A 19,547-nucleotide genomic window follows, 5' to 3' on the forward strand; every position below is an offset into this window, starting at 1 on the left:
GCGTTTTTGAACAACGCAACGCGTTGGCCCCTTTACGGGCGCCCCTCAGGGATGAGGGGCGTAATCGCGCGGGCCGAGCGAGCCATGGATGGCAGTTTTGCGTCTTTCCGATCTGACCGTGTTTCCTGTGCAGGCTCAGTCTTACAGCAACCAGTCCAGACTTTGTCAGCAATCTCAGGAACGCTAACAAGTCCCTTTTTAATCCTGCGTCCAGCCTTTACGAATCGGTACGGCAAACAGCGCCCTGTAGAGCGGGTTGATCACTGCCAGCATCCGCTCGCCATAGAACTGCCACGCCAGATGCGACGCCAGACAACTCAGCAGACCCACCAGGAACCCACCCAGCATATCCATTGGCCAGTGAACGCCCAGGTAGACCCGCGACCAGGCGATAGCGCAACCCGCTATCATCAGCACTACGCCCGACCAGAGGCGATGCCAGAAGATAAAGGCCAGCGCAAAGGTGAAAATCGTGGTGCCGTGATCGCTGGGATAGGAGTCATCGGCGGCGTGGTGCAGGAACTGATAGCCGTAACCAATGGCAAAAGGGCGGGGATGCGGCAGCAGATGGCCGACACACCACGAGATTGCCAGCGCATAAATCAGCGCCATACCGGTTTTCAGAACCAGCGCCCGTTGTGAAGAAACCTGATCGCGCGGTCCCCAGAGCCACATCGCCACAATTAACAGCGGCACAATGGCAATCAGGTCTTTGGCAATAAAGGTCGCGAGGTGTATTAACCAGGCGGGTGACGCCGGCGTGGCATTGATGGCAGTAAACAGTGAGTGGTTCAGCTCTTCCATTTCGGGATACATTCCTCAGCACAAATAGCTAACTTAACAGCGCACCATCCTGCTTTTTAAGACGCAATTCGTCTACGGAAAGGCTCCGAATCTGATAATGAGTTGCACAACTGTTTAAGTTTTATGACCGTTTCGGGTCAGTTTGTGGTGCTGGTGAGTGGCGCAGGGAGGAAAAAAGGGCATAAAAAAACCCGCCAGGAAAAAGACCAGCGGGCTCCACAATTTGGGGATTTCAAAGAAAAGCAGTGGCAGTTATTATGACTATCGCTTAACTATAAAGTTCTGGACGCAGGCAAAAAAATTTTATAAAGGCAAAATTGGCCAGATGATCACAATCAGTGTCCCCGCCAGCGTGAGCAATACGTTGGCAATGGCATAGGTTCCGGCATACCCCAGCGCCGGAATATTGCTGCGTGCGGTATCACTGATAATCTCCATGGCCGGTGCACAGGTTCGCGCACCCATGATGGCACCAAACAGCAGGGCGCGGTTCATCCGCAACACATAGGCACCAAACAGATAGCAGATGATCACCGGAATCAGGCTCACCAGCAGGCCGCAAAGTAGCATCAGGGCACCGTCACTGCTCAGGCCGTGATTAATGCCGCTGCCAGCGCTTAATCCTACTCCCGCCATAAACACCATCAGCCCGAACTCTTTCACCATCGTCAGCGCGCCCTGCGGAATATAACCAAAGGTCGGATGGTTGGCACGGAGGAAGCCGAGCATGATACCGGCGAACAGCAGACCCGCTGCGTTACCAATACCAAAACTGAAATTGCTGAACTGGAAAGTAATCAGGCCAATCATCAGACCCACGATAAAGAAGGCGCAGAAAGCTAAAAGATCGGTCATCTGACTGTGAATCGCGATGAAACCAATGCGATCGGCCACACTTTTGACCCGTCGTGCCTCACCGCTGACCTGCAGCACATCACCTTTGTTCAGTATGATGCTGTCATCGATCGGCATCTCAATCTGACTGCGTATCACCCGGTTCAGGAAGCAGCCGTGATCGGTGAGGTTTAACTTGCTCAGGCGCTTGTTTACCGCATTATGGTTCTTCACCACGATCTCTTCGGTAACGATGCGCATATCCAGCAGATCGCGGTCAAACACCTCTTTACCATTACGAAAGCTGGGGTCGAGCCGGGCATGTGCGTCGGGATAGCCGACCAGCGAGATATCATCACCCAGCTGCAGCACCGCATCACCATCGGGACTGGCGAGAATACCGTTGCGGCGAATGCGCTCAATGTAGCAACCGGTCTGACGATAGATGCCCAGTTCACGCAGGTTTTTGCCCCCGCTCCACGCCACCAGTTCCGCACCCACGCGATAGGCGCGAATGACGGGAAGAAAGACTTTGCGCTGGCTGTCCGCATCCAGACCGCGTTCCCGGGCAATTTGCTGGGCGCAGGTGGGCAGATCCTGATGTTGCAGACGGGGCAGGTAGCGTGCGCCAAAAATCAGACTCACCAGGCCAATCAGATAGGTTACGGCATAGCCGAGGCTCAGCTGATCCTGCATGAGTGCGAGCTGCTTTGGATCGGTGATGCTTTGCCGCAGGGTATCACCCGCGCCGACCAGTACCGGCGTTGAGGTCATCGAACCGGCCAGCATGCCAGCGGTGAGGCCAATATCCCAGCCAAAGAGTTTGCCCAGCCCCAGCGCCAGCAGCAGTGCGCTGACCACCATGACGATGGCGAGCATGAAATAATTTTTGCCGTCGCGGAAGAAAATGGAAAAAAAGTTGGGACCGGCTTCAACGCCGACACAAAAAATAAACAGCATAAAGCCCAGGCTCAATGCATCGGTATTGATCGTGAAGTGTTGCTGGCCTAATAAGAGCGAAACGACTAATACGCCAATCGAATTTCCCAGCTGAACGGAGCCAAGACGCAACTTACCCAGACAAAGGCCAAGCGCTAAAACGACAAATAATAACAAAATGTCATTTCCGCTTAACAATCCTGCGACGTTAATATTCACTGTTTAACTTCTTGTTTACATGTAAGCTATTGAAGAGTAGCCTGTTTTTCGTTATCGTGAGCAGGCCGTTGAGGTTCTGTTGTATCAATGCTGTAAATGGAACCTTTACCGCGGCGCTATTCTAATCACAATTATCTTTCTCAGCCATTGGCTGTTTTCATTCGTTGCCACAACGAACTGTTTCTTTTTATTTCCATCTGAACGCATCAGGGATATCAGCAGGTTATTGTCGGGGTTATTTTTAATCAGTGGGGTAGTATGCCGCAGCGCTCTTATCTCTGGACAACCCGCCTGTGCGGCGTGGTGTTGTATAGTCTGGTGTTTGTTTTTACCTGTCGTTTCTGGCAAGTCGGTCCCGGCCCGCTTCGTGGTCAGCCCGAATTACTGCTCTTTATGTTGCCCGGTATTGTGATGGCGTTGATGCAGGTGGAAAGCCCGCTAAAAAGCACGCTGCTGATGGGACTCTGGGGAACGTTACTGGCAGCACTGCTGTTAAACAACAGCCTGTTTATTCACAGTAGCGGATTCTTTTTAGTGGCCTGGAGCCTGAGCGCCCTGTTCTGGGCAGGTTGCGGGGCATTGCTGGTGCGATTGATGCAGATTGTCATGGCGTCACTCAACTGAAGGGTGCCGTTTGATTTCCCACAGCCAGAGAGCAAAAAAGGCGAGACAGAATTTTCTGCCTCGCCTTTTTCATTCCGGCCCTTTGCGCTTACGCGACAAATCCCAGATTCTCTTTAGTCCATGCAGCGAACTCGGTGTAGCCACCGATATGTTTTTCGTCCACGAAAATCTGTGGGACGGTGCTGACCGGTTTACCGGCGCTGGCTTCCAGATCGGCTTTTGTAATGCCTTCTGCGTTAATATCAACGTACTGGTAGCTAAAATCATCGCGCTCAGCGGTCAGTTTATCGGCCAGTTCGTGGGCACGCACACAGTAAGGACAGCCCGGACGACCAAAAATAACAGCAATCATAAAGAACTCCTTGCAGCGACTATTATGTGATGTATGTCACACAACGAAACAGAGAATGGGCACCATCATGCCCGCTCGTATCGCTTAAGGAAAGCAGGATTTGCCTGTTAGTCTGATGCCCGCACGCTATTGCCGCGCGTTCAGGAAGCATCTGAAACAGGGGCTTTTTCGCAGCAGCGGCCTCTATATCCCGCGCAATTTTTGGGTTGTTGACCATAATTGACGCTCAGTAAGCCGCTAAGGCAGGAGGATGTGATGCAGAGTGTAGCCAGATTGCCCCGGTTTGTGGTGGTGATGGAGGCGGCAGGTGGCCTGTTGATTTTAGGCGCGCTGCTGCTGATCAACCACTGGCTTCCGCTGCCAGACATGGCTGACGTGAAAACGCTGGCCACTGTGCTGTTCATCGCCGGCGTGGTTCTGATGCTGCCTGCTGCCTGGCTGTTAATGTGGCGCACCGCGAAAGCGATAGCACCACAGCTGTTCAATCAGATTGATAAAAAAAGATAATTTTGCTGGAGACTTTATGACACCGACCATTGATTTACTGTGCAGCCACCGTTCGATCCGCGCCTTTACTGACCAGCCGGTCAGCGAAGAGCAGCGTGAAGCGATTATTAATTCGGCGCAATCGGCGTCCACATCCAGCTTTTTACAGTGCTCTTCTATTATCCGTATCACCGACAAAGCGCTGCGTGACAAGCTGGTAACGCTGACCGGCGGGCAGACGTGGGTCGCAGATGCGCCTGAGTTCTGGATTTTCTGCGCGGACTTTAATCGCCACCTGCAGATTTGCCCGGATGCACAACTGGGCCGTGCCGAGCAATTGCTGCTGGGCTGTGTCGACACCGCGCTGATGGGGCAGAATGCCATGGTCGCAGCGGAATCACTGGATCTGGGCGGCGTCTTTATCGGCGGGATTCGTAACAGCATTGCGGAAGTGACAGAACTGCTGGGCCTGCCGAAGTTTGTGCTGCCGCTGTTTGGTTTCTGCCTGGGTCATCCGGAATCGAAGCCGGACGTCAAACCGCGTATGCCACATGCGATGCTGGTACATGAGAATCGCTATCAGCCACTGGATCCGGCGGTGCTGGCAGAATACGATAGCCGCACAGAACTCTATTATCAGCAGCGCGACAGTAACCAGCGTAGTGAAACCTGGAGCGAGCTAATCCAGCGGCTGATCATTAAAGAGACGCGTCCGTTTATGCTCGATTATCTGCATCAACAGGGCTGGGCCACGCGTTAATTCAGAAAGGGAGAGCAGCGATGAAGATAGCCATCCTGTCACGTGACGAAACGCTCTATTCCAGCCGACGATTGCGTGATGAGGCCGCTGCGCGCGACCACGAAGTACAGGTCATCGATCCGCTCTCCTGCTATATGAATATCAATCCTGCCTCGCCAGCGGTTCACTATTGTGGTGAACCGCTGGGTCATTTCGATGCCGTTATCCCGCGCATTGGTAACGCCATCACTTTTTATGGCGCGGCGGTACTGCGGCAGTTTGAAATGTGTGGCAGCTATCCGCTGAATGAGTCCGCCGCCATTACCCGCACCCGTGACAAATTGCGCTCGCTGCAGCTGCTGGCACGAGAAGGCATCGATATGCCGGTGACGGGCTTTGCCTCTTCGCCCGATGATACCGATGATTTGATTGCCATGGTGGGTGGCGCACCGCTGGTGGTCAAGCTGGTAGAAGGAACCCAGGGCATTGGTGTCGTACTGGCCGAAACACGTCAGGCGGCAGAGAGTGTTATTGATGCCTTTCGCGGCCTGAATGCCCATATTCTGGTGCAGGAGTTTATTAAAGAAGCGCAGGGACGTGACATTCGCTGTCTGGTGATCGGCAATCAGGTCGTGGCCGCGATTGAGCGTGTCGCGAAAGAGGGCGATTTCCGTTCCAACCTGCATCGTGGTGGCAAAGCGTATCCCGTCGAGATCACGTCACAGGAGCGGCAGATGGCCGTGAAAGCGGCAGCCACACTGGGACTGGAAGTGGCGGGCGTCGATATTCTGCGCGCTCATCGTGGCCCACTGGTGATGGAAGTTAACGCCTCGCCAGGTCTGGAGGGCATCGAAACCAGCAGCGACCTTAACATCGCCGCGTTAATGATCCAGCGGATCGAGCAGCAGGCTATCCCCGGGCTCCGTCCTAAAACCGCTGGCTGACGCGCGCTTTTCAGCAGTTTTCGTGGCATCGCCGCGCATTTTTCCGTAAGCTAAGTCGCCTGTTTATCACCCCACTGGGATTTTACGATGGATTCTCTTGTCGTTCCGGATATCGACCTGCTGCGTCGCTGGCTGGATCAGCAAAATATCACCTGGTTCGAATGCGATGCCTGTCAGGCACTTCATCTGCCTCACATGCAAAACTTTGATGGGGTGTTTGACGCCAAAATCGATCTGGTCGACAACGTCATTCTGTTTTCGGCGCTGGCTGAAGTGAAGCCAACGGCGCTGATTCCGCTGGTCGGCGATTTGTCGCAAATCAATGCCAGTTCACTGACGGTGAAAGCATTTATCGACATTCAGGATGATAATCTGCCGAAGCTCATTGTCTGTCAGTCAATGACCACCACGGCAGGATTAACGTTTGGTCAGTTCTCACACTTTATGAAGCAGAGTGAAGAGCAGATCTCCATGGTCATTCTGGAAGCCTTTGCCAACAATTTGCTGATTGTGGGCGAAGAAGAAGAGCACGTTCCGGTGACCAGCGTCCATTCTGTGCTGCACTAAGCCCGACAGGGTCGCCCACTAAGCCGTCCCTGAGACGGCTTTTTTATGCCCGCTATCCGCCGCCGCCTTTTTTTATTCTGCACTTTGCCCTTTAACGCCAGATATTTGTCGTGGTTTATGCCATCAAAGCCGAACCTCATAGCTTAAACATGCATAAAATATCGGTTTCAGGCGTTTTTTACGCTGAGGTCTGGTACAGCATGACGGGTGGGGCTATGCTTGCGGGGCTGTAACAGGCGCGTAACTGCGTCTCAGCTATAGGTTTTTGCTATTAAACTCCCGCTGAATAATGATTCATTGTGTCACTGACGTTTTGTCCGGAACGCAATGCAGGGATCTCTGATTTGCAGCGTTGTAATGACCCGCTCAGGAGGATGGAAAAATATGTTCAACTCACGTCAGAAATGGCTGTCAGCTGTGGTAGCTGCTGCGCTGATGGCCGCGTCGGCCAGCAGCATGGCGGAAGATAAAACGCTGCACGTCTACAACTGGTCCGATTATATTTCGCCAGATACCGTGCCGAACTTTGAAAAGCAGTCCGGCATCAAAGTGGTCTACGATGTGTTTGACTCCAACGAAGTGCTGGAAGGCAAACTGATGGCGGGCAGTACCGGCTACGATGTTGTGGTGCCATCTTCCAGTTTCCTGGCGCGTCAGCTGCAGTCCGGGGTATTCCAGCCGCTGGATAAGAGCAAACTGCCTAACTATAAAAACCTCGATCCGGCACTGATGGAAAAAGTGGCGCAACACGATCCCGGTAACAAATATGCCATTCCATATCTGTGGGGCACCACGGGTATTGGCTATAACATCGATAAAGTTAAAGCCGCACTGGGCGCCGATGCGCCAGTCAACAGCTGGGATCTGGTGCTGAAGCCAGAAAACCTGGAGAAACTGAAAAGCTGTGGCGTTTCCTTCCTGGATGCACCGGAAGAGATTTTCGCCACGGTACTGAACTATCTGGGCAAAGATCCGAACTCCTCTGATGCTAAAGAGTATTCCGGCGCGGCCACTGACCTGCTGCTGAAACTGCGTCCGAATATCCGCTACTTCCACTCGTCGCAGTACATCAACGATCTGGCTAACGGTAACATCTGTGTCGCCATCGGCTGGTCGGGCGATATTCTGCAGGCGAAAAACCGTGCTGATGCCGCGAAAAACGGGGTGCACCTGGGCTACAGCGTACCGAAAGAGGGCGCACTGGCCTTCTTCGATATGATGGCGATCCCGAAAGATGCGAAAAACCTCGACGGTGCTTACGCCTGGCTGAACTACATCATGGATCCGAAAGTGATCGCCGATGTCTCTAACAAAATGAACTACGCCAACGGCAACAAAGCGTCGCTGCCGCTGATCAATGCTGATGTCCGTAACAATCCAGGTATCTTCCCGACACCTGAAGCGATGTCGAAATTGTTCGTGCTGAAAGTCCAGGATCCGAAACTGGATCGTGTGCGTACGCGTGCATGGACTAAAGTAAAAAGTGGTAAGTAGTTCGTCCTTAACGGATTGACCTGTCACGCATCAGCAACAGAGGCGCAATACCGGCCTCTGTTGTGCCATTTTTAGCGGCAAATTTTGCCGCAATGTTCCGCCTGGCTCCGGAGAGAACCCTTTGTGAACGATGCCATTCCCCGTCCTCAAAATAAAACCGCAAAAGCGTTAACGCCGCTGCTGGAAATTCGCAATCTGACCAAATCCTTTGACGGCCAGCACGCCGTGGATGATGTCAGCCTGACTATCTATAAAGGTGAGATCTTTGCCCTGCTGGGTGCATCGGGCTGTGGCAAATCCACGCTGCTGCGCATGCTGGCCGGTTTCGAGCCGCCCACCAGCGGCCAGATTGTGCTGGATGGACAGGATCTGTCGCACGTTGCTCCCTATCAGCGCCCGATTAACATGATGTTCCAGTCCTACGCGCTATTTCCGCACATGACGGTGGAGCAGAATATCGCCTTTGGTCTGAAGCAGGACCGGCTGCCGAAAGGGGAGATAAACAGTCGGGTCGCCGAAATGCTGGCGCTGGTGCACATGCAGGAGTTTGCGAAACGCAAACCGCATCAGCTCTCCGGTGGTCAGCGTCAGCGCGTGGCACTGGCCCGCAGCCTGGCGAAACGCCCAAAACTGCTGCTGCTGGATGAGCCAATGGGCGCTCTGGACAAGAAACTGCGCGACAGAATGCAGCTGGAAGTGGTTGATATTCTGGAGCGCGTTGGCGCGACCTGCGTGATGGTGACGCACGACCAGGAAGAGGCGATGACCATGGCGGGGCGCATTGCGATTATGAATCGCGGTAAATTCGTGCAGATTGGCGAGCCGGAAGAGATCTATGAGCATCCGACCAGCCGTTACAGCGCGGAGTTTATCGGTTCGGTTAACGTCTTCGAAGGGTTACTGCGTGAACGTCAGGCGGATGGCCTGGTGATCGACAGTCCCGGCCTGATGCATCCGCTGAAAGTCGATTCCGATGTCTCGGTGGTCGATAACGTGCCGGTGCATGTGGCGCTGCGTCCTGAAAAAGTCATGCTGTGCGATGAAGTACCCGCCGATGGCTATAACTTTGCGGTGGGAGAAGTGGTTCACATCGCTTATCTCGGCGACCTCTCTATTTTCCATGTCCGTCTGCACAGTGGACAGATGATTAGCGCACAGTTGCAAAACGCGCATCGCTACCGCAAAGGGTTGCCAACCTGGGGCGATGAAGTCCGCCTCTGCTGGGAAAGCGACAGTTGCGTGGTGTTGACGGTTTAAGGAGCGGCTATGAGCCAGATTTTCCAACGCGCTAAAGCGCCTGCCCGACTGGTCGGCACGCCGCTGCAACGCTGGGCCACGCGGGTAAAAATGCAGCATGGCCGCAAGCTGGTGATCGCACTGCCTTATGTCTGGCTGGTGCTGTTATTCCTGCTGCCGTTTCTGACGGTGCTGAAGATCAGCTTCGCAGACATAGCGCGAGCGATTCCCCCTTACACCGAGCTGGTGAGCTGGGCAGATGACCAGTTCAGCATTGTGCTCAATTTCGGCAACTATCTGACGCTGACTGACGATCCGCTCTACATCGACGCCTATCTGCAGTCATTGAAAGTAGCGGCGATCTCCACGGTCATCTGTCTGCTGATTGGCTATCCACTCGCCTGGGCCGTGGCGCATAGCAAGCCATCGATGCGCACCATTCTGTTGCTGCTGGTCATTCTGCCGTCGTGGACCTCGTTTCTGGTTCGCGTTTACGCCTGGATGGGCTTGCTGAACAACAACGGCATTCTGAACCGCTTCCTGCTGTGGCTGGGCGTAATCGATCATCCGCTGGTGATCCTCTACACCAATACCGCGGTCTATATCGGTATCGTTTACTGCTATCTGCCGTTTATGGTGCTGCCGATCTACACCGCGCTGACCCGTATCGACTACTCGCTGGTGGAAGCCTCACTGGACCTGGGCGCGCGGCCGCTGAAGACCTTTTTCAGCGTGATTGTGCCGCTGACCAAAGGCGGCATCATCGCCGGATCGATGCTGGTCTTTATCCCGGCGGTAGGGGAGTACGTGATTCCTGAACTGCTGGGTGGCCCGGACAGCATCATGATCGGCCGTATCCTGTGGCAGGAATTCTTTAACAACCGCGACTGGCCGGTGGCTTCCGCGCTGGCGGTGATCATTCTGCTGATCCTGATTCTGCCGATCATCTGGTTCCATAAGCATCAAAACCGTGAAATGGGAGAGAAGGCATGAATAATTTGCCAACTATTCGCTCGCCATGGCGTACCGCTATTCTGGCCTGCTGCTTCCTGTTCCTTTATGCGCCGATGCTGCTGCTGGTGGTTTACTCCTTCAACCGCTCCCCGCTCGTGACGGTGTGGGAGAGCTTTTCGTTCCACTGGTACAGGGTACTGTTCCAGGACAGCGCGATGATCGACGCGGTGGTGCTGAGTCTGAGCATCGCCGGACTTTCTGCCACGATGGCGGTAGTGTTGGGCACGCTGGCAGCAGTGATTATCGTTCGCTTTGGTCGCTTCCGGGGACACAACGGTTTTGCGTTTATGCTGACCGCGCCGCTGGTGATGCCCGATGTGATCACCGGGCTGTCGCTGCTGCTGCTGTTCGTCGCAATGGGTAACGCGTTTGGCTGGCCGAGCGAACGCGGCATGCTGACCATCTGGCTGGCACACGTCACCTTCTGTACCGCCTATGTGGCGGTGGTGATTAACTCGCGTCTGCGTGAGCTGGACCGCTCAATTGAAGAGGCTGCGATGGATTTAGGTGCCACGCCACTGAAGGTCTTTTTCGTGATTACCTTGCCAATGATTGCGCCAGCGATTGTCACCGGCTGGCTGCTGGCGTTTACCCTGTCGCTCGACGATCTGGTGATTGCCAGCTTCGTGACCGGACCGGGCGCGACAACATTGCCGATGGCGATTTTCGCCACCGTACGACGCGGCGTTAACCCGGAGATCAATGCGCTGGCTTCATTGATCCTGTTTGTGGTCGGTTTAGTCGGTTTTATCGCCTGGCGATTTATGGCGCACGAAGAAAAACAGCGTTTAAGCGATATTCAGAAAGCTAAACGTGGCTGAAATCCCTGAGTTTTGCCACTATATAAACGGGCCGGTTTAACCGGCCCGTTTTTCGATCAGGTGGAGTCACGGACTATGTCAGACATCTTCAAAAGCAGCGCTACGCTCTCAGGCGCACCGGTTCCGGTGACGGTTGCGGGCATTGCTATTATCGCGACCCGCTGCCTGAGCGTTCTGATGCTGGCAAACGAGCTGGGTTACAGCGAACTCGCCAACTTTGTGCACCGCAGCGCCCAGTCCTGGGACTCTACACTCATCTTTATCGCCAGCCAGCTGATCTTCCTGTTCGAACTGCGCTGCGCCTTTATTCTGATGCGCGGCAGTAACCGTGGACGCTGGGGCTATGTGGCGACACAGGTGATTGTGCTGATCTATATGCTGTTCGCTTCGCTGGGGGGAATCTACCCGGAAATTTTCAGCATTGATGGCGACAATAATGTCCAGATAATCCACCATACGCTGTCGCAGAAAATTCCCGACCTGCTGGTGTTGATGCTGCTGTTTCTGCCTGCCAGCAGCCGCGCTTTTTTCAGGAAGCGATGATACAATCGCGCTCCGCCCGACCCCATCGTTAAGGCTTTATCATGCACTGCGCGCTTTATGACGCTAATCGTTGCCGCTCCTGTCAGTGGCTGGAAAAACCCTATCCCATTCAGCTGAGCGACAAGCAGTCGATGCTTGAGCAGTTACTGGCTGAGCAGCCGGTTACAGCCTGGCTGCCGCCGGTAACCTCACCACAACAGGCATTCCGTAACAAAGCCAAAATGGTGGTCAGCGGCAGTGTTGAGCGTCCGGTGCTGGGTCTTATCCATCGTGATGGCGAGGCTGTCGATCTGTGCGACTGTCCGCTCTATCCCGCCAGCTTCCAGCCGGTGTTTACGGCGCTAAAACCCTTTATTGCCCGTGCCGGCCTGACGCCTTATAACGTGGCACGTAAACGCGGCGAACTGAAATTCCTGCTGATCACTGAGAGTCAGCAGGGCGGCATCATGCTCCGTTTTGTCCTGCGCTCAACCGCTAAACTGGAACAGCTGCGTGTGGCATTGCCCTGGCTGCAACAGCAGTTGCCGCAGCTGGCGGTGATCTCTGCCAATATTCAGCCGGTGCATATGGCGATTCTGGAAGGGGATGAGGAGATTGCGCTGACGCCCGCGCAGTCGCTGGCAGAGAACTTCAACGGCGTGCCGCTGTGGATCCGCCCGCAGAGCTTCTTCCAGACCAATCCGCAGGTTGCCAGTGCACTCTATGCCACCGCACGCGACTGGGTGCGTGCGCTGCCGGTTAACAGTATGTGGGATCTCTTCTGTGGCGTAGGCGGTTTTGGCCTGCATTGCGCGACACCAGAGATGGAACTGACCGGCATTGAGATTAGCGCTGAGGCGATTAAATGCGCCCAACGTTCCGCTGAGATGCTGGGGCTGGAGAAAGTGCAGTTTGCGGCGCTGGACTCTACGTCGTTTGCGACCGGACGCGATGCCGTACCGCAGCTGGTGCTGGTGAATCCGCCGCGTCGTGGGATTGGAGAGGCGTTGTGTGATTATCTCAGCCAGATGGCCCCGGATTATCTGCTCTATTCAAGCTGTAATCCGCAGACCATGGCGCAGGACATTGCCCGGCTGAGCGCGTATGAGGTCACGAAGGTTCAGCTGTTCGATATGTTCCCTCACACCGCCCATTTTGAAGTGCTGACGCTGTTAACCCGCCGTCACCACTGAGTCCGGTGAAATTCCCGGAGTTACTCCGGGAACCACTTCTGATTAAGCTGCTGCCAGCTGCCGTTGGCTTTCAGTTCGGTCAGCGCCTGATTGAACTGATCGCGCAGCGCGGTATTGCCTTTCCGCACCGCAATGCCGAGGCCGGTGCCAAAGTAGTCTGCATCCGTCACATGTTCACCGACCGTAGCGAGATCGGGATTGGTTTTCAGCCACTGATTCACCACCGCGCTGTCGCCAAACACGCCATCCAGTCGGCCATTCTTCATATCCAGAATCGCATTCTGATAGCTGTCATACGCCACTACTTTCACTTCCGGATGCTTATCCTGCAGGAACTTCTGGTGAGTGGTGCCGTTTTCAACGCCGATGCGTTTGTCTTTCAGATCGCTGAAGCTACTGAACTTGCCCTTCTGCGCGATCACAATGGCGGAGTTAGCGTAATAAGGCTGGGTAAAATCGACCTGCTTGCTACGTTCAGCGGTGATATCCATGCCGGAAATGACCGCGTCATAGCGGCGGAACTTCAGTGACGGAATCAGGCTGTCGAAGGCGTTGTTGGTAAAAGTGCACTCTGCTTTCATCTGCTGACACAGCGCTTTGGCCAGATCGATATCAAACCCCACCAGATTATTTTCCCGATCCAGCGTTTCAAACGGTGGATAGGTTGCTGAGGCGGCGAAGCGGATCTTTTCCGCGGCCTGCGCGTTGATCGTAAGCGTTGCCAGCGCAGCGGCAATAATCCATTTTTTCATTTTATGATTCCTGTGATGTGGTCAGCCAGAGAGGGCAATACCCTGCCATAAAATGAATTTTTATGCAATTAGGGTGATTTTTCAGGCGGAAAGGGCGAGAGGCCTCGCCCGGAATTCAGTTACGCCGCTCAAATGCCAGCGCGCGTCTTTCGATCAGTCGCATCATCAGCGTCAGTAAACCGTTAACGCAGAGATAAATCAGACCTGCCGCGGCATAGACCGTGATGTCGTAGGTGCGGCCATAGAGCAACTGGCCGTGGCCCATGACTTCCATCAGAGTGATGGTGTAGGCCAGCGAGGTGCCTTTAAACACCAGCACCACTTCATTGGAGTAAGAGGAGAGGGCGCGTTTAAATGCATAGGGCAGCAGGATGCGCAGGGTGTCTTTGCGACCCATGCCAAGTGCCGCGCACGATTGCCACTGTCCGGAAGGAATCGCCCGGACCGCACCGTAAAACAGTTGCGTGGTGTAAGCCGCGCTGTTCAGCGACAGCGCCAGCATCGCGCACAGCCACGGCTGCGACAGGATATGCCACAGCCAGGGGATCTGCTGGATCGACGGAAACTGTCCCGGACCGTAGTAGATCAGGAAGATCTGTACCAGCAGCGGCGTGCCGGTAAACAGTGTGATAAAGCCCTTCACCAGCGGATTAAACACCGGCGTTTTCAGCGACAGCACCACGGTGAAGATCAGTGCAAGCAGCAGCGCCACCACCAGCGAGGCCGCCGTCAGCGTCAGGCTGGTATGCAGCCCTTTCAGAAGTTCAGGCAGATAGGCCAGCATCAGCTGTTCCCCCGTTCAAAGCGGGTCGTGCGCAGTTCAATGCGGCGTAACACCGCCTGGCTGAACAGCGTAATCACCAGGTAGATCGCGGCCGCCACCAGGAACCAGGTAAAGGGCTCCTGCGTTCGGGTGGCAATACTTTTGGTTTGCAGCATCAGATCGTTGACGCTGATCAGCGAGACCAGTGCGGTATCTTTTAGCAGCACCAGCCACTGATTGCCCAGACCGGGCAGGGCGTGACGCCACATCTGGGGCATAATCAGCCGCAGAAATATGGCCGATTTTTTCATGCCCAGCGCCTGTCCCGATTCCCACTGACCAACAGGCACCGCTTTAAGTGCGCCACGCAGCGTCTGTGAGGCGTAGGCGGCATAGAGCATCGCCAGCGCAATCACACCACACAGGAAAGGACTGACATCAAAGTTCTCAATCTGCATCTGAACCGGCAGCGTAAACAGTCCGAAGTTCAGCGTGAAACCATCAGAGAGAGTGAGCAGCAGCTGTGATGCGCCAAAATAGATAAACAGCACCACCAGAATTTCCGGCAGGCCACGGATCAGCGTCACCAGGCCGGTGCCAATCCACGCCAGTGGTCTCAGGCGCAGTGACTCCCAGCCAGCGAAAATCATCGCCAGCACCAGGCCAGCGATGAGAGCACAAACAGCAAGGCCGACGGTCATCCCGGCGGCGCTTGCGAGGGTCATCATTTCATTCATCGGAGATTACTGCTGGAACCATTTGCTGTAGATGGTCTTGTAGGTACCATCCGCTTTGATTTTATCCAGCGCGCCATTGAATTTGGTCTGCAGCTCGGTGTTACCGGTGCGAACCGCAATACCCAGGCCAGTACCAAAGTAGGCTTTATCTGTAACTTTATCGCCGACGGCAGCCAGCGCAGCATTCTGCTTCAGCCACTCGTTAACCACGGCGGTGTCACCAAATACGGCATCAATGCGGCCATTTTTCAGATCCAGCACCGCGTTCTGATAGCTGTCGTAAGGAACGATGGTGATGTCGCTGTGTTTATCCGTCAGGTATTTCTGATGTGTGGTGCCATTCTGGACGCCAACGCGCTTGCCTTTCAACGCTTCAACACTGGCGACTTTACCTTTCTGGGCCACAAACAGCGCCGAGTTGTCGTAGTAAGGCTTGGTGAACAGGACCTGCTTTTCACGATCCGGCGTGATATCCATGCCCGCCATCACCGCATCAAAGCGACGGAATTTCAGGCTTGGGATCAGGCTGTCGAACGCCTGGTTAGTGAAGGTGCAGGTCGCGTCGATCTCTTTACACAGTGCGTTAGCCAGATCAACATCAAAGCCCTGAATCTTGTTATCTGCATCCACATACTCAAAAGGAGGATAAGAGGCTTCGGTCGCAAAACGAATTGTCTGTGCCGCGGTAGCGCTCAGGCTAAAACCGGCAAGCAGTGCAGCAAGTACCATTTTTTTCATTTTTAGCATCCTGACTTAGTGCGAAAGATAGTGAGCAAACGCGTCGGTTTGCGGCTGTGTAAAGCGGCTGGCGTCGCCCTGTTCCACAATGCGACCGTTCTCCATGTAAACAACGCGGCTGGCCGTTTTACGTGCCACTTCCACTTCATGGGTCACAATCACCTGGGTAATGCGGGTCTGCGCCAGTTCGCGAATGATACTGACAATCTGTGCGGTAATTTCAGGGTCCAGCGCGGCCGTTGGCTCATCGAACAGGAGCACCTGCGGTTCCATCATCAGGGCGCGGGCAATCGCCACACGCTGCTGCTGACCACCAGAGAGGTGCAGCGGGAAGCGATCGCTGTAAGGCGTGAGGCGCAGACGATCAAGCAGCTTGTCGGCGCGGGCACGCGCTTCACTTTTGCTGAGGCCCAGCACCCGGCAGGGCGCTTCAATCAGATTCTGCAGCACGGTGAGATGCGGCCAGAGATTATATTGCTGGAACACCATACCGACGTTCTGGCGCAGTTCGCGAATCGCGGCGTCAGAGGGTTTCTGAGTGAAGTCGAACTGATTGCCGGCAATCTGCAACTGACCTGAACGAGGCTGCTCCAGCAGGTTAAGAACCCGCAGCAGCGAACTCTTGCCCGCACCGCTTGGGCCAAGCAGTACCAGGGTTTCGCCTTGCGGACACTCAAGGTTGATGTCGAACAGCGCCTGATGAGCACCGTAGAAGCAGTTTATTGCGTTTAGTTGAATACTCATGCGCCAGATTTGAATAGCTATTAGTGTCGCGGATTTTAACGTCACCAGAATAGTTATGCAAATAAGGTGGGTTAAAATTTGTAAAACAACAGGTAAACAGCAAAAGCTTAGCACAATATCATGCAGTGTCTGGCGCCAGCCCGATGCCGTGGGGCAGGCTGCGGCAATAAAAAAGCGCAGTCACCTGAGGTGGCTGCGCTTTTCATACCGCTAAAATATCAGGTTATTTTTTTGACTTTTCAAGCATCTGGCTCAGGCTTCCACCCTCGGCATGCACAGGGTTCGCCATGTAGCGCACGTCGTCAACGACCCAGCAAGTGCCCTGATGAATCATCAGCACTTCATCCTGCCACTCCTTTCCGTCGCGGCTCAGTTTTACCCGCAGCGGGATGTTGCGTGCATCACGGTTTGGAATAGTAGATGCATCAGCAACGCTGGCGGCTGTCGGGCCCTGTGACAGGCTGGAGAAAAGATCACCGTTCCGCCACTGTGCACCGGCATTGCTGCCGCTGGCCGCCTGCAGGGAGTGGTAAAGCGCATCACTCAGGTAAGGGCGATATTTTGCCAGTGTGTTGCTGTCAGGCAGACCCTGCGTGGGCTGTTCAACACGCAGATCATAAAATTGTTGGGCAACCTGGTCAGGACCGCCTTCAATGCAGGGGGCGGTTCGCGGGCCATTATCCTTAATGACTGGCTCAACGGTGGTACAGGCGCTAAGCAGCAGGGCCGCCGGGATCATTAGCGCAAACGCGTTGTTTCTCATCTCGATTTCCTTATGGTTCTCTGGCAAGGTGCCCTTTTTAGCATAGAGTATAGCTGTGCTTTTTAGTCGAAAGAGCCTTAGCCTGATTTCAACAAGGAGAATGCGATGAAATTTTCAACAACCCCGACGCTGGAAGGCCACAGCATCAGTGAATATTGTGGTGTGGTCACTGGCGAAGCGATTCTTGGTGCGAACATTTTCCGTGATTTTTTTGCGGGCATCCGTGATGTGGTCGGCGGCCGTTCCGGCGCGTATGAGAAAGAGCTGCGTAAAGCACGCGAGATTGCGTTTGAAGAGCTGGAAGAACAGGCAAAAGCGCTGGGTGCCAACGCGGTGGTCGGTATTGATATCGATTACGAAACGGTCGGCAAAGATGGCAGCATGCTGATGGTCAGCGTCAGCGGCACGGCAGTGATCATTCGTTGAAACGCGGGCTGTTGCTGATACTGGCACTGCTGCTGGCGGGCTGCCACTCCGGGATAGAATCCCGTGACGGCTACTGGGCCGATCTGCGGCATCCCGCGCAGGGGGCGCGACCGCGGGTTAAGGTGATTGTCATCCACTATACCGCCGAAGATTTTTCTTCGTCGCTGGCGACCCTCACCGATCGGGAGGTCAGCGTCCATTATCTGATCCCCCGTCAGCCGCCTCAGCGCGCCGGCAAAGGCATTGTCTGGCAGCTGGTGCCGGAGCAGCAACTTGCCTGGCATGCCGGGCCCAGTTTCTGGCGCGGAGCCAGTCGCATCAACGACACCTCGATTGGCATTGAGCTGGTGAACCGGGGATATCGCCGCACCCTGACCGGTCTTGAATGGCAGCCCTTTACCGCCGCGCAGATCATCACGCTGGAGGCCCTGGTGCGTGATATTGCACAGCGCTACGGCATCCCACCGGAAAACATTGTCGGTCACAGCGATATCGCGCCGCAGCGCAAGCAGGATCCGGGTCCACTTTTTCCGTGGCAACAGCTGGCGCAGCGCGGACTGGGCGCATGGCCTGATGCCGGACGGGTGCAGTTTTATTTAGCGGGTCAGGATCCACACGCACAGGTGCCGGTGCAGCCACTCATGGAAAACCTGCAGCGCTTCGGTTATGCGGTGACAGAGGGGATGAGTGCGCGTGATCAGCAGAAGGTGATTGCCGCGTTTCAGATGCACTTCCGGCCTGCGGATTATCGCGGTCAGCCCGATGCCGAAACCGCCGCGATAGCTGCCGCGCTACTGGAGAAGTATGGCGCGGCGGAATAGCGGATTACTGTTGCAGAAACGCTTTCCAGTGGGCGACAACCTGCTCCAGTGCCGCACGATCAGTATCCAGATGGGTGACCAGCCGGGTACGTGTCCCCACGCTGATTAACACGTCGCGCGCTTTCATCCACTCGCCTAATGGTTTGACCTGAGCTTCCGGCACCGCCACAAACAGCATGTTGGTCTGTTGATCGATAACGCTCACGCCCAGCTCATGCAGCTGCTGTCCCAGCCAGGCAGCATTGTCATGATCCTCCTGGAGTCGCGTCACGTTGTGTTCCAATGCGTAGAGACCCGCCGCCGCCAGAATACCGGTCTGACGCATGCCGCCACCGGTCATTTTACGCCAGCGACGGGCGCGCTCAATCAGCGCTGTATCGCCACACAGTAGTGAACCCACCGGCGTGCCCAGGCCTTTTGAGAGACAGATGGTCAGGGTGTCGCAATAGCGGGCCATCGCAGCCAGCGTGGTTTTTTGCGCCACCACCGCATTGAAAATACGTGCGCCATCAATGTGCAGCGCCAGCTTATGCTCACGGGTAAAAGTCCACGCCTGTTCCAGATACGCCAGCGGCAGGACTTTACCATGATGGGTGTTTTCCAGACTCAGCAGGCGGGTGCGGGCGAAGTGAATATCGTCCGGCTTGATGGCAGCCGCCACCACGTCGAGCGGCAGAGTGCCATCGTCGGCGGCCAGCACCGGTTGCGGCTGAATGCTCCCCAGCACAGCCGCGCCACCTGCTTCATACTTGTAGTTATGCGCCTGCTGACCGACGATATATTCATCGCCGCGTTCGCAGTGGCTGAGCAATGCCACCAGATTTGCCTGAGTGCCGGTAGGGAAAAACAGCGCTGCTGCTTTGCCGCTTAATCGTGCGGCTTCTGCTTCCAGCGCATTGACGGTGGGATCGTCACGGTAGACATCATCGCCTGTTTCGGCAGACATCATCGCGTTTAGCATGGCGGCGCTGGGCCGGGTCACGGTATCACTGCGTAAATCGATCACCTTATGCTC

Annotated in this window: 23 protein-coding genes; 13 read left to right on the forward strand and 10 right to left on the reverse strand. The window is 55.1% G+C overall.

The genetic code is table 11. The annotated features are described in order from the left end of the window. Nucleotides 1-198: 198 nt before the first annotated feature. Together ybjG and H7K52_RS13960 are read right to left on the reverse strand one after the other, a co-directional pair. Complete coding sequence (ybjG, locus tag H7K52_RS13955; protein WP_039661079.1) at nt 199-804, reverse strand: undecaprenyl-diphosphate phosphatase; 606 nt, start codon at nt 802-804, stop codon at nt 199-201. A 303-nt stretch (nt 805-1,107) separates the two neighbouring features. Continuing rightward, nucleotides 1,108-2,796 (reverse strand): aspartate:alanine antiporter, encoded by a 1,689-nt coding sequence (locus H7K52_RS13960; RefSeq protein WP_003849258.1) that lies wholly within the window; start codon nt 2,794-2,796, stop codon nt 1,108-1,110. A 258-nt stretch (nt 2,797-3,054) separates the two neighbouring features. Between H7K52_RS13960 and ybjM the strand changes: the two genes are divergently transcribed. After that, nucleotides 3,055-3,420, forward strand: coding sequence for an inner membrane protein YbjM (ybjM, locus tag H7K52_RS13965; protein ID WP_003849260.1), 366 nt, complete (start codon nt 3,055-3,057; stop codon nt 3,418-3,420). An 88-nt stretch (nt 3,421-3,508) separates the two neighbouring features. Here ybjM and H7K52_RS13970 read toward each other — a convergent pair whose 3' ends face one another. Further along, complete coding sequence (locus H7K52_RS13970) at nt 3,509-3,772, reverse strand: GrxA family glutaredoxin (RefSeq protein WP_003849263.1); 264 nt, start codon at nt 3,770-3,772, stop codon at nt 3,509-3,511. 255 nt (nt 3,773-4,027) lie between these two features. Between H7K52_RS13970 and H7K52_RS13975 the strand changes: the two genes are divergently transcribed. The 10 genes from H7K52_RS13975 (at nt 4,028) to rlmC (ending at nt 12,788) form a co-directional block, all read left to right on the forward strand. Beyond that, a complete protein-coding gene (locus H7K52_RS13975; protein ID WP_003849267.1) occupies nt 4,028-4,279 on the forward strand; it encodes a DUF1418 family protein in 252 nt (83 codons plus the stop codon). A 16-nt stretch (nt 4,280-4,295) separates the two neighbouring features. Further along, nucleotides 4,296-5,018: an oxygen-insensitive NADPH nitroreductase gene (gene nfsA / locus H7K52_RS13980; RefSeq protein WP_003849269.1), complete on the forward strand. Its 723-nt coding sequence runs from the start codon at nt 4,296-4,298 to the stop codon at nt 5,016-5,018. A 20-nt stretch (nt 5,019-5,038) separates the two neighbouring features. Next, nucleotides 5,039-5,941 carry a 30S ribosomal protein S6--L-glutamate ligase gene (gene rimK / locus H7K52_RS13985; protein ID WP_003849271.1) on the forward strand — a complete coding sequence of 301 codons (903 nt, stop codon included), beginning with the start codon at nt 5,039-5,041 and terminating at the stop codon, nt 5,939-5,941. Nucleotides 5,942-6,028: 87 nt separating this feature from the next. Continuing rightward, on the forward strand, nt 6,029-6,508 hold the full coding sequence (locus H7K52_RS13990) for a YbjN domain-containing protein (RefSeq protein WP_003849273.1): 480 nt from the start codon (nt 6,029-6,031) through the stop codon (nt 6,506-6,508). 384 nt (nt 6,509-6,892) lie between these two features. Then, entirely contained in the window at nt 6,893-8,002 is a 1,110-nt protein-coding gene (gene potF, locus H7K52_RS13995) for a spermidine/putrescine ABC transporter substrate-binding protein PotF (protein WP_003849278.1), read from the forward strand. Between the two features lie 123 nt (nt 8,003-8,125). Continuing rightward, nucleotides 8,126-9,259 (forward strand): putrescine ABC transporter ATP-binding subunit PotG, encoded by a 1,134-nt coding sequence (gene potG / locus H7K52_RS14000; RefSeq protein ID WP_003849280.1) that lies wholly within the window; start codon nt 8,126-8,128, stop codon nt 9,257-9,259. Between the two features lie 9 nt (nt 9,260-9,268). Further along, the gene (gene potH / locus H7K52_RS14005) at nt 9,269-10,231 is read left to right on the forward strand and encodes a putrescine ABC transporter permease PotH (RefSeq protein WP_003849283.1); all 963 of its coding nucleotides are present in this window, start codon (nt 9,269-9,271) and stop codon (nt 10,229-10,231) included. Next, on the forward strand, nt 10,228-11,073 hold the full coding sequence (gene potI, locus H7K52_RS14010) for a putrescine ABC transporter permease PotI (RefSeq protein ID WP_182630150.1): 846 nt from the start codon (nt 10,228-10,230) through the stop codon (nt 11,071-11,073). Before potH ends, potI begins: the two co-directional genes overlap by 4 nt. Before the next feature lie 75 nt (nt 11,074-11,148). Further along, nucleotides 11,149-11,616 carry a YbjO family protein gene (locus H7K52_RS14015; RefSeq protein ID WP_008925827.1) on the forward strand — a complete coding sequence of 156 codons (468 nt, stop codon included), beginning with the start codon at nt 11,149-11,151 and terminating at the stop codon, nt 11,614-11,616. A gap of 41 nt (nt 11,617-11,657) precedes the next feature. Continuing rightward, nucleotides 11,658-12,788, forward strand: a complete 1,131-nt coding sequence (rlmC, locus tag H7K52_RS14020) for a 23S rRNA (uracil(747)-C(5))-methyltransferase RlmC (protein WP_182630151.1) — start codon at nt 11,658-11,660, stop codon at nt 12,786-12,788. A 20-nt stretch (nt 12,789-12,808) separates the two neighbouring features. Here rlmC and artJ (H7K52_RS14025) read toward each other — a convergent pair whose 3' ends face one another. The 6 genes from artJ (H7K52_RS14025) to H7K52_RS14050 form a co-directional block, all read right to left on the reverse strand. Further along, entirely contained in the window at nt 12,809-13,540 is a 732-nt protein-coding gene (gene artJ, locus H7K52_RS14025; RefSeq protein ID WP_105099355.1) for an arginine ABC transporter substrate-binding protein, read from the reverse strand. A gap of 115 nt (nt 13,541-13,655) precedes the next feature. Beyond that, nucleotides 13,656-14,324 (reverse strand): arginine ABC transporter permease ArtM, encoded by a 669-nt coding sequence (gene artM, locus H7K52_RS14030; RefSeq protein ID WP_182630152.1) that lies wholly within the window; start codon nt 14,322-14,324, stop codon nt 13,656-13,658. Then, nucleotides 14,324-15,040 carry an arginine ABC transporter permease ArtQ gene (artQ, locus tag H7K52_RS14035; RefSeq protein ID WP_003849293.1) on the reverse strand — a complete coding sequence of 239 codons (717 nt, stop codon included), beginning with the start codon at nt 15,038-15,040 and terminating at the stop codon, nt 14,324-14,326. Before artQ ends, artM begins: the two co-directional genes overlap by 1 nt. Before the next feature lie 6 nt (nt 15,041-15,046). Beyond that, the gene (gene artJ / locus H7K52_RS14040; protein ID WP_003849295.1) at nt 15,047-15,778 is read right to left on the reverse strand and encodes an arginine ABC transporter substrate-binding protein; all 732 of its coding nucleotides are present in this window, start codon (nt 15,776-15,778) and stop codon (nt 15,047-15,049) included. A 15-nt stretch (nt 15,779-15,793) separates the two neighbouring features. After that, nucleotides 15,794-16,522 (reverse strand): arginine ABC transporter ATP-binding protein ArtP, encoded by a 729-nt coding sequence (gene artP, locus H7K52_RS14045; RefSeq protein WP_008925830.1) that lies wholly within the window; start codon nt 16,520-16,522, stop codon nt 15,794-15,796. Nucleotides 16,523-16,745: 223 nt separating this feature from the next. After that, complete coding sequence (locus H7K52_RS14050; RefSeq protein WP_003849298.1) at nt 16,746-17,285, reverse strand: lipoprotein; 540 nt, start codon at nt 17,283-17,285, stop codon at nt 16,746-16,748. 105 nt (nt 17,286-17,390) lie between these two features. Here H7K52_RS14050 and H7K52_RS14055 point away from each other — a divergent pair, with 105 nt between their 5' ends. Together H7K52_RS14055 and H7K52_RS14060 are read left to right on the forward strand one after the other, a co-directional pair. Continuing rightward, the gene (locus H7K52_RS14055) at nt 17,391-17,711 is read left to right on the forward strand and encodes a heavy metal-binding domain-containing protein (RefSeq protein WP_003849304.1); all 321 of its coding nucleotides are present in this window, start codon (nt 17,391-17,393) and stop codon (nt 17,709-17,711) included. Continuing rightward, nucleotides 17,708-18,532, forward strand: a complete 825-nt coding sequence (locus tag H7K52_RS14060; RefSeq protein WP_182630153.1) for an N-acetylmuramoyl-L-alanine amidase — start codon at nt 17,708-17,710, stop codon at nt 18,530-18,532. The genes H7K52_RS14055 and H7K52_RS14060 overlap by 4 nt, the downstream gene beginning before the upstream one ends. Before the next feature lie 4 nt (nt 18,533-18,536). On the opposite strand, the gene ltaE is transcribed toward H7K52_RS14060, so the two are convergent. After that, on the reverse strand, nt 18,537-19,538 hold the full coding sequence (gene ltaE / locus H7K52_RS14065) for a low-specificity L-threonine aldolase (protein ID WP_182630154.1): 1,002 nt from the start codon (nt 19,536-19,538) through the stop codon (nt 18,537-18,539). Nucleotides 19,539-19,547 lie beyond the last annotated feature (9 nt).

Origin of the sequence: Pantoea hericii (assembly GCF_014155795.1) — a bacterium.
Classification (GTDB): domain Bacteria; phylum Pseudomonadota; class Gammaproteobacteria; order Enterobacterales; family Enterobacteriaceae; genus Pantoea; species Pantoea eucalypti.